This is a genomic window from Pseudonocardia nantongensis (assembly GCF_046546495.1).
Taxonomy (GTDB): domain Bacteria; phylum Actinomycetota; class Actinomycetes; order Mycobacteriales; family Pseudonocardiaceae; genus Pseudonocardia; species Pseudonocardia nantongensis.
Window position 1 is genome coordinate 194,132 of the sequence record NZ_JBKGXT010000001.1, and the last position, 12,191, is coordinate 206,322.

Below are 12,191 nucleotides of genomic sequence, written 5' to 3' on the forward strand. Positions count from 1 at the left end.
CCTCTCCCCATGGGCATCCTCAACTACGCGATGAGCATCTCCCTCGACGGCTACGTCGAGGACCCGACCGGTGGCATCACCTTCTCCGAGCCGGACGAGGAGGTGCACGGCTTCGCCAACCAGCAGACCCGCGAGACGGCGGCGTTCCTGTTCGGCCGTGGCCTCTACGAGGATATGGAGGAGTTCTGGACGGCACCGGAGCGGGCCGACGGGTCCGAGATGGAGGCGGAGTTCGCCCGCGAGTACGCCGCGACGCCGCGGATCGTGTTCTCCGACTCGCTGGCGTCGGTCGCGCCCGGGTGCCGGCTGGTGCGCCGCGCCGACGCGGTCGACGAGGTGGTCAGGCTCAAGAAGGAGACCGACGGTGACCTGGCCGTCGGCGGGGCCGGACTGGCCGCATCGCTACTGGACCTGATCGACGAGTTCCGCCCGAGCGTGGTGCCGGCCTTCACCGGTGGCGGCAAGCCGTACTTCCCGCCCGGCGCCGACCTCCGGCTGCGGCTGATGGAGCAGCGCGCCTTCCGCGGCGGCACCGTGTACCTGCGCTACGAGAGGATCGGCTGACGGAGCCCGTGCCCCGGCGCTGGTCAGCCGGAGGTCTCCCGCTCCAGGCGAAGCAGCTCCAGGTGCTGCTCGTAGCGGTCGAGGACGTCGTCGACGAGCTGGCCGTAGCCGTAGCCCATCACGGTGTAGCCCTGACCGCCGCCCTGCAGGTGTACCTCGACGCGGTGGTGGTCGGTCCAGTCGGTCACTTCGGCCGTCTCGATCCCGGCCGCGGCCGGGATCGCGCTGCCGCCGGTGTCCCCGGCCGGGCCGTCGCCGTCGGCGGACTGGTAGCGGGGCAGCCCGGTGATCCGGGGGACCAGCCGGTAGACGAACGGCAGCGTCTCGTGCACATCGGCCACCAGCTCCAGCGGTTGCATCCCCTCCGGCCGCTCCTCGCCCGGCTCGATCTCCGGGGCGTCGGCCTCGTCGCACCGCTGCACCCGGGTCGGGACACCCTGCGCGCGCAGCTCCTCGGCGACGTCGTTCAGCACGGTCGTCGCGGTCCCGGCCAGGAACTCGTCCGCGCCGTGGGAGTCGGCATGGCCCATGGTGCGGCGCAACCGCTCTCGCCAGTCCTGCCCGGCGGCGCCGTCGGCCCGGCCGGCGCCGGGGCCGCCGGGGTGGCTGCGCCCGGACAGCAGCGCGGGCAGGCTGGTCCGCCGGCTGTCGGAGCGGTTGCGCTCCAGGCGCAGTGCCTTGTACAGGCCGAACATCACCAGCACTATCACGAACCCGAACGGCAGCCCCATGATCACGGTCGCGTTCTGCAGCGTGGTGATCCCGCCGACGAACAGCATGCCGAGGGTGAGCAGGCCGGTCGCGGCCGCCCAGAAGATCCGGGTGGGGACCGCGGCGTCGTCCCGCGGGGTCTTGCGGTACGACGTCAGGTTGGCCATCACCAGCGCGCCGGAGTCCGCGGAGGTCACGTAGAACAGCAGCCCGGCCAGGGTGGCCAGGCCGGCCAGGAACCCGGCCCACGGGTAGTCGGCCAGCAGCGCGTAGAAGCCCTGCTCGGGCTGCTCGAGGGCCAGGTTCGCGAGCTCGCCGTCGCCGGACCGGACGGCGTCCAGCGCGGCGTTCCCGAAGATCGAGATCCAGAACAGGATGTAGAGGAACGGGATCACCAGGGTGCCGACGACGAACTGGCGGATCGTCCGCCCGCGCGAGATCCGGGCCAGGAACAGCCCGACGAACGACGCCCAGGCGATCCACCATGCCCAGAAGAACAGCGTCCAGAGGTTGAGCCACTCGCCGACGGCCGGGTCGTTCTGGTTGAACGCGAACGTCTCCATGGTCAGCGCCGGGAAGCTCGACAGGTAGTCACCGAGGTTGGTCACGAGCGCGTTGAGCAGGAACGACGTGTTCCCGGTGATCAGGATGAACAGGGCCAGCGCCAGCGCGGCGACCACGTTCAGCTCGGACAGGCGCTTGATGCCCTTGTCCACACCGGACACCGCGGAGATCGTCGCGATCACCACGGCGACGACGACCAGGGCGGTCTGCGCTCCCAACCCCTGCGGCACGCCAAACATGACGTTCAGGCCGACGTTGAGCAGCACCACCGCGATGCCCAGGGAGGTCGCGATGCCGAAGATGGTGCCGAGCACCGCGGCGAGGTCGACGGCGTGCCCGACCCGTCCGAACACCCGCTTGCCGATCAGCGGGTAGAGCGCCGAGCGGATCGACAGCGGCAGCTCGCGGCGGAAGGCGAAGTAGGCCAGCGCGATGCCCATCAGCGCGTACATGCCCCAGCCGGTGAGGCCGTAGTGGAACAGCGTCCACACCGTGGCCTCGCGGGCGGCCTCGACGGTGCCGCCCTCGCCGACCGGCGGGGAGGTGTACTGGGTGACCGGCTCGGCGACCGAGAAGAACATCAGGTCGGTGCCGATGCCCGCCGCGAACAGCATCGCCGCCCAGGACAGGTTCGAGTAGTCCGGCTTGGAGTGGTCCGGCCCGAGCTTGATCGAGCCGTACCGGGAGAGCGCCAGGAACAGCACGAACGCCAGGACCGCGGTCGCCACCAGGACGTAGAACCAGCCGAAACCGGTGGCGATCCAGCCGACCACCGTGCCGATCACGGTGTCGGCGTTCTCCGGGAAGATGATCGCCCAGGCGGCCACGAGCAGGACGCCGATGGCGGAACCGAAGAAGACCGGCCGGTTCAGCCGGGACGCCGGCTCGTCGGGGACACCGGCGTCGTCGCCGGGCGCGGCGTCCGTGCTGGGGGACGGGCTGTCACTCATCCGGTCTGGACCTCCTCGGGGATCGCGGACGCCACGGTGCACCGGATCGTTGGACGGGAGTGGACGGGAAGACTCTATGGCGTGCCGGCGGCGTCGTCACCTGCGGTACCAGGCGATGCGGTGTCGCGTGACGGACGGCGGCCGGCCTCGTCAGTGAGCCGGTAGGCCATGAGCAGCGTCGAGCGGAGCGAGCCGTCGCGGCGGCGGTAGTGGTCTTGTCGCAGCCCTTCGACCTGGAAGCCGGTCTTCGCGTAGAGCGCGATGGCGCGTGCGTTGTCCGGCCAGACCTCGAGTTCGACCTTGTGGGCGCCATGGGCACGGGCATGGTCGAGGATGGCGTCGAGCAGCGTGCGGCCGTGCCCTCGCCCGCGGGCTTCCGGGAGCAAGACCATTCCGAGCTGCAGGACCCCGGGTGGGCCGCTCTCGTGCAGTCCTGCGTGCCCGACGACGCGGCCGTCGGCCTCCAGGACCCAGGCCATGACGAGCTCTCCGGCGGAGAGCATCTCCCGGAATCGCGCCGCACGTGTCTCAACATCGACCGGCGGCTCGGTTCCAATCGAGCCTTCCTCGGCCACGGTGGCGAACACCCGTGCGATCCCCTCGCCATCGGGGCGACCGGCCTGTCGTACGAACACCGCCGGAGGGTATCGGGCCGTGCAGCCTGCGCCTGGTCCTGCGCGACGGCCGAATCCGCCTGCCTCGACGGTCACGCCCTCCGGCGGGAGAACCGGTGCCGGGTCAGTTGCCCGGCGCCTGGCCCTTCAGCGCGGCGTCGAGCTGCGGCGCGACCGCGTCGATCGCGTACGGCAGCGACAGCGGGCTGGAGTAGCCCAGCGCACCGGCGAACTCGGTGCCGAAGTCGCCCAGGAAGGCCACCCGGCCCTCGCGCACGGCCGGGATGGCGGCGAACACCGGGTCGGCCATCGCCTCGGCCTTGCTCCGGCCCATCACGACGATCACGTCGCCGTCCAGCTGGCCCTGCTGCTCGAGCGACAGGTTCTGGGTGTCCGGCCGGACCTCGAAGCCGAGCCCGGCGAACAGCTGCGCGCGCAGGTCGTCGGTGCCCAGGTTGATCGGCTGGCCCTCGACCACGAAGTCCATCGACAGCCGCTTGCCGGCGAAGTCCGGGTACTGCTGCTTGGCGGCGTCGAACTTCTGCTGCGTCGCGGCGATGGCCTGCTCGGCCTGCTCGGTGCGCCCGAGCGCCTGGCCGGTGATCCGGGTCTGCTGGTCCCAGGTGGCGGCGTTCGTGCCGTCCTCGGTGGGCTGGGCGACCGTCGGCGCGATCTTGGACAGCGCGTCGTAGGTGCCCCGGTCCAGGAACGAGTAGACGCCGAGGATCAGGTCCGGCTGCAGCGCGGCGATCTGCTCGACCGGCACGTTGTTGGCGTCGAGGACCTGCGGGGTCGGGCCCAGCGGCGGCTGCGGCAGCCACGGCCGCTGCTGGAACGGGAAGTCCCCGAGGAACTGGCGCTCGGCGATCGGCTGCACGCCGAGAGCCATCACGAAGTCGGCCTCGTTGTAGCCGACCGCGACGACACGCTGAGGCGGGCTCTCGATCGTCGTCGAGCCGAAGGCGTGGTTCAGGGTGACGGGAAAGGCACCGGGCGAGGCGTTCTCACCGGACGGCGCGGGCTGCTGCTCGCCACCGCCGGACGAGCAGCCCGCCAGGGCGAGCAGCAGGACCGCACACGCGGCGATCGTACGCAGCAGAGGTCGAGACATCTGGTGTTCCTTTCCGGTGGACCCGCACCACGCGGGTCACGTCTGGGTCCCGGCCCGGGCGGGCCCGGTCTCCGAGGTGTCCGGTTCGGTGCCGCCACGGGCACCGGACCAGGCCATCCACAGCCCCGCATAGCGCCCGCCGGCGGCGACCAGCTCGTGGTGCGGGCCCTGCTCGACGACGCGGCCGGCGTCCAGCACCACCACCCGGTCCGCGGCGACGGCCTGGGTGAGCCGGTGTGCGACGACCAGCCCGGTCCGCCCGGCCAGCGCGGCCTCGACGGACTCCTCCAGCGCGCGGGCCCCGGCGCTGCCGGCCTCCGCGGTCGCCTCGTCGAGTACCAGCACCGCGGGGTCGGTGAGCACGACCCGGGCCAGCGCGAGCTGCTGGGCGGCCACCACCGGCAGCCGGTGCCCGCCGTCACCGACGACGGTGCCGAGCCCGTCGGGCAGGGCGTGGGCCCAGCCACCGGCCCCGACCCGGTCGAGCGCGGAGAACAGCGCGTCGTCGTCGGCGTCCGGGCGGGCCAGTCGCAGGTCGTCGGCCAGCGTGCCGGCGAACACGTGCGACTCCTGGGTCACCAGCGCCACCGCGGCCCGCCGCTCGTCGGGGCCCAGGCTCTCCAGCGCGGCCCCGCCGATCTCGACGCCGCCGGTGCCGGGCGAGTGCACCCCCGCCACGATTCCGGCCAGCGTCGACTTGCCCGCACCGCTGGCGCCGACCAGCGCGACCCGCTCGCCGGCCGGCACGTCCAGGTCGACGTCGGCGAGCACCGGGTGCCCGTCGACGTAGCTGTGCCCCAGCCCGCGCACCCGCACGCCGGACCCGTCGGTCCCGGCCGGGGAGTCGGGGGCGTGCTCCGGATCCAGGTCGGCCACGCCGACGATCCGGCGCAGCCCGGCCAGCGCGGTCTGGGCCGCGTCCAGCTGGAACAGCACGATGTTGATCGGAGTGAACAGGTTCACGAAGTACAGAGCGGCCGCGCTCGCCGTACCGATGCTGGTCCCGCCGGAGCCGACCAGCCAGAACCCGGTGACCAGCACCGTGCCCAGCCCGATGAACTCGGCCAGGTTCAACCGGCCGAACAGCCGGGTGTGCATCCGGACGACCGCCACCGCGAGCCGGGCCACCTCGGCCGCCCGCTCCGCGATCGTCGTCGCGTGCCGGTCGTGCAGCCGGAAGGCCCGCACCGTCGGCAGCCCGGACGCGGTGTCGAGCAGCTGCTGCTGCTGGGCGCCGCCGGCGATCCGCTGGGCGGTGTAGAGCGGGGTGGAACGGCCCAGGAACGAGCGCGCGGTCCAGATCTGCACCGGGACGGCCAGCAGCGCCGCGAGCAGGAACCGCCAGTCCAGCACGGCCAGCCCGACGCCGGTCAGCCCGACCAGCAGCGCGGCCCGGGCCAGCTCCGGCACCGCCTCCCGGACGGCCTCGCCGACCACCGCCACGTCGTCGGTGACCCGGGAGGTCAGGTCACCGGCCCCGGCCGCCTCCACCCGGGACTGCGGCAGGTGCAGCGCCCGGTCCACGAACCGCTCGCGCAACCCGGCCAGCAGCGTCTCGCAGAACCGGGCGGCCAGCGCGACGCCGAGCGCGCCCAGCAGGCCCTGCACCAGCGCGATCCCGGCCAGGCCCAGCACCGGCGGCCAGACAGCGTCCGCACCGCGGCCCTGAGCGGTGCCGACGGGCGGTCCGCCGACGCTACCCGCCACCCGGTCGACGATGTCGCCGAGCAGCGGCGCGGCGAGCAGGCTCACCGCGGCCCCGGCCACGAGCACCACCAGCGCGACGACGGCGGTGCTGCGGGCCGGGCGACCCAGCTCGCCGAGCAGCGCGCGGATCCGTGCTGTCGTGGCGATCGGCAGCAGCACGGTGCCGTCGGGGGAGTCGGGCGCCGTGCCGTCGCGGGTGGCGGCGTCGCGGGTGCGGGAGTCGGGGGTACGGGAGTCGGGGGTCATGCCGTCACCACCGCGCGGTAGGCCGGGTCGTCCATCAGCTCGGCGTGCCGGCCGCGGGACCGGACCCGGCCCTCGACCACGAACAGCACCTCGCCGGTCCGGTCCAGCAGCGCCGGGCTGGTGGTGACCAGCAGCGTGCTGCGGCCGGCCCGGAAGCGGCCCACCCCATCGGCGATCCGGACCTCGGTGACCGCGTCCACCGCCGTCGTCGGGTCGTGCAGGACGAGCACCGGGGCGTCCGCGGCCAGCGCCCTGGCCAGCGCGATCCGCTGCCGCTGCCCGCCGGACAGCGACCGGCCGCGGGCGGAGACGTCGGTGTCCGCGCCGGCCGGCAACGTCGTCGCGACCTGGTCGGCGGTGGCCGCGGCCATCGCCGGATCCGGGTCGGTGCCCTCCGGGGCGCCGGCGAGCACGTTGTCCCGCAGCGTGCCGGTGAACAGGTGCGCGTCGTGCGCGGCGACCAGCACCGCGCCGCGGGCGACGTCGGCCGGCCACGCGTCGAGCGCGACGCCGTCCAGCTCGACCCGGCCTGCGTCCGGCTCGACCTCGCGGGACAGGCAGGCCAGCAGGGCCGAGGCGTCCTCCGGGTCCGCGGCCACGACGCCGGTAGGCGCGCCCGGAGCCACGTCCAGGTCGAGGCCCTCCGCGCCGCCGAGCCGACCGTGCCGCAGCCCGCGCAGGGACAGCGCGCCCGGCCCGGCACCCGGCGCCGGTTCCGGCAGCGACCCGGGGCCGACGGTGGGGTCGGTGGAGAGCACCGCCGCGATCCGGGCCGCCGACGCCCGGCCCTGTGCCAGCCGGGCGCTGAGGAAGCCGAACATCTGCAGCGGCCCGACCAGGAACTGGGCCAGCCCGACGGCGGAGACCAGGCCGCCGACGGTGATCGAGCCGTTCGCCGCCAGTGTGCCGCCGACCAGCGCGATCAGGGCCAGGAACAGGCCGTTGGTCAGCTGCACCGAGCCGAGGAACCCGGCCTCGGCGCGGGTGGCGCGCAGGGTGGCGCCGAGCGCGTCCCGGCTGCTGACGCGATAGCGACGGACGGCGGCGGGACGGGCGCCGATCCCGTTCAGGATCCGCAGCCCGGCCACCAGGTCGGCCGCGGTCCCGGCGGCCTGCGCGGCGCGCTCCTGCTCCGGGCCGGAGCGCTTCTGCAGCGGCTTGACCACCAGCTGCACCAGCCAGAGCAGCGGCGGGGTGCCGAGCAGGATCAGCAGGCCGAGCGTCGTCGAGATCGTCAGCAGCGAGACCGCCGCCACCGCCACCGCCGCGACGGCCGCGAACCCGAGCGGGACCGCGACGCCCAGCTCGGCGACCCGCTTGGCGTCGGACACCGCGATCCCGGACAGCTCGCCGGGCAGTCGCCCGGTCTCCCCGCCGCCCCGCGGATGCAGCAGCCGACCGGCGACCAGCCGGCGCAGCCGGGCGTCCCCCCACGCCTCGGCGGACCAGGCACGCCGGGCGCCGAACCGGTAGGAGAACGACAGCACCAGGAAGTCCAGCCCCAGCACCGCCAGCCAGCCCACCAGCGCCGCCGGGTCCCCGGTCGCGACCGCCCGGTCGATGATCACACCGACCAGCACCGGGACCAGTGCCTCGCCCGCCTGGTGGCCGCAGAACAGCACCGCGGCGGCGGAGATCCGGCCGCGGAACGCGCCGAGCGAGCCGCGCAGCACGTCCCGCCCGGACACCTCTCCGAGCTGCGCTGGCGCAGCCGACCCTGTCATACGGAGAGGGTAACCTTAGTTGATCGGCGAGATCACGCCCGGTCGGTCAGGATCGTCCAGAGATCGTCGAGATGCCCGGTTCCGGTCGCCGGGTTGCCGAACGCCACCCGGATCACCGGCCGTCCGTCGATCTCGGTGCCGGACAGCAGCACCCGGCCGGTCGCGTTCACCCGGTCCAGCAGCGTGCGGGTGGCGTCGTCGTCCCCGCCTGTCGAGCCGGTGCCGCTCGCCCGCAGGCAGATCAGCGCCAGCACCGGGTCGGCGGCCAGCTCCAGGCCGTCGTGCGCGCGGATCCGCTCGGCCAGTTCGGTGGCCAGCGCGACGTGTCCGCGCAGGTGCGCCCGCAGCCCGGACAGGCCCTGCCCGTGCAGCACCGCCCACAGCTTCAGCGCCCGGAACCGGCGGCCCAGCGGCAGCTGCCAGTCCCGGTAGTCGACCACCGCGCCGGACTCGGACGCGGCGTCCCTCAGGTACGGCGGGGTGATCGAGAGCGCGGCGGGCAGCGCGGCCGCGTCGCGGACCCACAGCAGCGACGCGTCGAACGCGGTGAGCAGCCACTTGTGCGGGTCGGTGCAGAACGAGTCGGCCCGCTCGACGCCGTCGATCACCCAGCGGTGCTCGTCGCACAGCGCCGCGACGCCGGCCCAGGCGGCGTCCACGTGCAGCCACGCCCGGTGCCCGGCCGCGACCGCGGCGAGCGCTGCGACGGGGTCCGACGCGCCGGTCGAGGTCGTGCCGACGGTCGCGCAGACCAGCACCGGGAGCAGCCCGGCGCCGGCGTCCTGCGCCATCGCCGCCCGCAGCGCGTCGGAGTCCATCGAGCGGGTGCCGGGCGTGCAGGCCACGGTGCGCAGCCCGCGGGCGCCCAGCCCGGCCGCGCGGACCGCCTTGGCCAGCGACGAGTGCGTCTCGGCGGTGACGTAGACCCGCTCCCGGCCGGTCACGCCGCGTGCCCGCCAGCCGCCCTCCGGGTCGGACGCGGCGCGGTGCAGTGCGGCCAGCAGCGCGACCAGCGACGCCGACGACGCCGAGTCCTGGATCACCCCGCCACCCCCGCCGGTGTGCGTGAACTCCTCGGCCAGCCCGAGCGCGCGGGCCAGCTGGTCGGTGATCGCCTGCTCGACCTCGGTACAGCCCGGTGAGGTGGACCAGAGCATCCCCTGCGCCCCCGCCGCGCCGGAGAGCAGCTCGCCGAGCAGCGAGGTCAGCGACGCGTTGGCCGGGAAGAAGGCGTGGAAGCCGGGGTGCTGCCAGCGGGTCTCGGCGTCCCCGGTGACCGCCTCGACCAGCGACGGGAACGCGGCCAGCGGGGACGGCGCGTCGGCGGCGTGGGTGTCGAAGCGGGCCCGCACGGTGCCCGGCTCGACGTCGTCGCGGACCGGGTGGCGCTCCAGCCCGGCCCGGGAGTCGGCCACCGCGTCGACGAACAGGTGGCCGAGGGCGCGGAACTCGTCCGGAGTCAGATCGGGCACGGAGCGTGACGCTACCCGGGGGACCGTTGCTCGCCGCACCCCGCGCTGAACCAGCTGATGCTGCCGTTCCTCAGCCTGGTCACCGAGGTCGAGTTGCACCGCAACCCGACCGTCGAGGCCGAGCACGCTGCGCCCGGGTGGGGGCGCTGCCCGGGCTGCTGCTCACCTACCCGGTGCACCAGGCCGCTGACATCCTGTCCTGCCGGGCCGACCCGGAGCACATGCCGGGCACCGGGTCCGGCGTGCGATGGGGATGCGCTACCGAGCGCGCCGGGCGACCTCCTCCCGGATCTCCGGGAGGAGGTCGTCACCGGCCGCGAGCAGCTCGGGCAGTCGCGCGGGCTCGCTGAGCAGGGCGCGGAACGCCGTCCCGATCGTGACGCCGTGCCCCGGCCGGTGCTCGACGGCCACCGGGTCCCCGGCGTGCAGCTCGCCGGGCTCGACGACCCGCAGATAGGCCCCCGGTACGGCCGCCCGGGTGAAGGTCTTCACCCAGCCCTCCCGTTCCAGCCAGGCGGCGAACGTGCGGCACGGGATCCGTGGCACGGTGACCTGCAGCAGCACCGCCCCGACCCGCCAGCGCTCGCCGAGCTCGGCGCCGGTGATCTCGACGCCGCGGGTGGTCACGTTCTCGCCGAACACCCCGGAGCGCAGCGGGCCCAGCTCGGGTTCCCAGCGGTCCAGGTCCTCCCGCGCGTAGGCGTAGACGGCCTGGTCCGGGCCGCCGTGGTGATCGGTGTCGCAGATCGTGTCGCCGGCCAGGCCGGGGTCTGCGGGGTCGGGCACCTGCACCCGGACCGGCCCGGGGACCGGGCGCTTGTCGATGCCGGACACCCCGGCCTTGGCGAGCACCGGCCGCGCGGTGCCGACGTTCAACGACTCGACGACGGCCACACCCCGGACGATAGAGGCGCGCGCACCCGGCCGGGACGCTCCGGTGCTCAGACGGCGGGCTCGGCCACCGCGGCGGTCGCGGCGTGGTCGTCGCGCAGCCGGGTCTTGAGGACCTTGCCGCTGGGGTTGCGCGGCAGCTCGTCGAGCACGGCGAGCCGGCGCGGCCGCTTGTAGCGGGCCAGCCGGTCGTCGCAGAACTCCCCGATCTCATCGAGTGTGGGCGGGTCGGCCGGGTCCGCCGGCACGACGACGGCCAGCGGCGTCTCGCCCCAGCGCTCGTCCGGGACTCCGATCAGCGCGACGTCGGCGACCTTCGGATGCCCGGCCAGCACGTCCTCCACCTCGGCGCAGTACACGTTCTCACCGCCGCTGATGATCATGTCCTTCTTCCGGTCCACCACGAAGTAGAAGCCGTCGGCGTCCTGGCGGACCAGGTCCCCGGAGTGGAACCAGCCGCCACGGAACGCCTCGGCGGTCTCGGCGGGCTTGTTCCAGTACCCGCGCATCACCGTCGGCCCGCGGTAGACGATCTCGCCGATCTCGCCGCGCGGGACGTCGTTCATCTCCTCGTCGACCACCCGGACCTCGACGTTGATCATCGGGGTGCCGACCGAGCCGATCTTGCGCAGCGCGTCCTCGCCGCGCAGCGTGCAGGTCACCGGGCTGGTTTCGGTCTGGCCGAACGACGTGACCACCTGCGCGCCGGGGAACGAGTCGATCATCGTCCGGATCAGCGTGCTGGAGGCCGGCGCCGCACCCCAGGAGACCCGGTTGAGCGACGACAGGTCGCGCGCGGCCAGGTCCGGCACCGCGCACATCGCCGCCCACTGGGCAGGAACGAAGAAGCACGACGTCACCCGCTCGCGTTCGAGCAGGTCCAGCGTCGCGACCGGGTCGAATCCGGTGGAGGTGGGGACGATCGTCCGCCCGCCACTGATCAGCGACGGCACCATCCCGGCCAGCCCCGCGATGTGGAAGAGCGGAGCCCCGGACAGCCAGACGTTGTCGTCCGGGCCGATCCCCAGGTGCGTGATCTGGGAGAACGCGTGCAGCATCAGGTTGCGGTGGGTCAGCACCGCGCCCTTCGGCCGGCCGGTCGTCCCGGAGGTGTACATGATGTAGGCGGGCTCGTCGTCGCCGACCGGGAGCTCCTCGAGCGGCTCGGCCCCGGCGATCACGTCCTCCAGGCCCCCGCCGATGGTGATCACCGAGGTGACCGTGTCCACCTCCGCGCGGGCCTGCTCGACGACCCCGGCGAACCGGGCGTCGCACACCACGGTGGCGGCCCCGGCGTCCCCGAGCTGGTAGGCGATCTCGCCCGCGACCGGCCGGAAGTTCAGCGGGACGCAGATCGCGCCGCACCGCAGCACCGCCAGGTACGCCTCGAGCAGCTCCACCGAGTTGAGCCCCAGGACCGCGACCCGGTCGCCGCGGCCCACCCCGCGGGCGACGAGCGCACCGGCCAGCCGGGCCACCCGGTCGTCGACCTCGGCGTAGCTGCGCGACGTCGACGGGTCGGCCAGGCACGGCGCGTCCGGACGGGTCCGGGCGTGCCGGGCGACCAGGTCGGCCATCGTCATCCCGCCGCCGGTGCGGCTGATCGGTGCGCTCACAGTGATCCTCTCCGTGGGCAT

General features: G+C 74.1%; 9 protein-coding genes. 1 reads left to right on the forward strand and 8 read right to left on the reverse strand.

What is annotated here, in order from left to right:
- Positions 1-30: 30 nt before the first annotated feature.
- Entirely contained in the window at positions 31-564 is a 534-nt protein-coding gene (locus tag ACLFMI_RS00845; RefSeq protein WP_410945741.1) for a dihydrofolate reductase family protein, read from the forward strand.
- A 23-nt stretch (positions 565-587) separates the two neighbouring features.
- Here the strand turns inward: ACLFMI_RS00845 and betT are convergent, their stop codons facing one another.
- From betT to ACLFMI_RS00890, 8 genes are all read right to left on the reverse strand, one after another.
- Positions 588-2,789: a choline BCCT transporter BetT gene (betT, locus tag ACLFMI_RS00850; protein WP_410945742.1), complete on the reverse strand. Its 2,202-nt coding sequence runs from the start codon at positions 2,787-2,789 to the stop codon at positions 588-590.
- Between the two features lie 74 nt (positions 2,790-2,863).
- The gene (locus ACLFMI_RS00855) at positions 2,864-3,424 is read right to left on the reverse strand and encodes a GNAT family N-acetyltransferase (protein ID WP_410945743.1); all 561 of its coding nucleotides are present in this window, start codon (positions 3,422-3,424) and stop codon (positions 2,864-2,866) included.
- A 103-nt stretch (positions 3,425-3,527) separates the two neighbouring features.
- The gene (locus ACLFMI_RS00860; protein ID WP_410945744.1) at positions 3,528-4,514 is read right to left on the reverse strand and encodes an iron-siderophore ABC transporter substrate-binding protein; all 987 of its coding nucleotides are present in this window, start codon (positions 4,512-4,514) and stop codon (positions 3,528-3,530) included.
- A gap of 36 nt (positions 4,515-4,550) precedes the next feature.
- A complete protein-coding gene (locus ACLFMI_RS00865) occupies positions 4,551-6,467 on the reverse strand; it encodes an ABC transporter ATP-binding protein (protein ID WP_410945745.1) in 1,917 nt (638 codons plus the stop codon).
- Positions 6,464-8,191 (reverse strand): ATP-binding cassette domain-containing protein, encoded by a 1,728-nt coding sequence (locus ACLFMI_RS00870; RefSeq protein WP_410945746.1) that lies wholly within the window; start codon positions 8,189-8,191, stop codon positions 6,464-6,466. The genes ACLFMI_RS00865 and ACLFMI_RS00870 overlap by 4 nt, the downstream gene beginning before the upstream one ends.
- A gap of 32 nt (positions 8,192-8,223) precedes the next feature.
- Positions 8,224-9,663 carry a pyridoxal phosphate-dependent decarboxylase family protein gene (locus ACLFMI_RS00875; protein ID WP_410945747.1) on the reverse strand — a complete coding sequence of 480 codons (1,440 nt, stop codon included), beginning with the start codon at positions 9,661-9,663 and terminating at the stop codon, positions 8,224-8,226.
- A 258-nt stretch (positions 9,664-9,921) separates the two neighbouring features.
- Positions 9,922-10,557 carry an MOSC domain-containing protein gene (locus tag ACLFMI_RS00885; RefSeq protein WP_410945748.1) on the reverse strand — a complete coding sequence of 212 codons (636 nt, stop codon included), beginning with the start codon at positions 10,555-10,557 and terminating at the stop codon, positions 9,922-9,924.
- A 47-nt stretch (positions 10,558-10,604) separates the two neighbouring features.
- On the reverse strand, positions 10,605-12,137 hold the full coding sequence (locus tag ACLFMI_RS00890; protein ID WP_410945936.1) for a long-chain-fatty-acid--CoA ligase: 1,533 nt from the start codon (positions 12,135-12,137) through the stop codon (positions 10,605-10,607).
- Positions 12,138-12,191 lie beyond the last annotated feature (54 nt).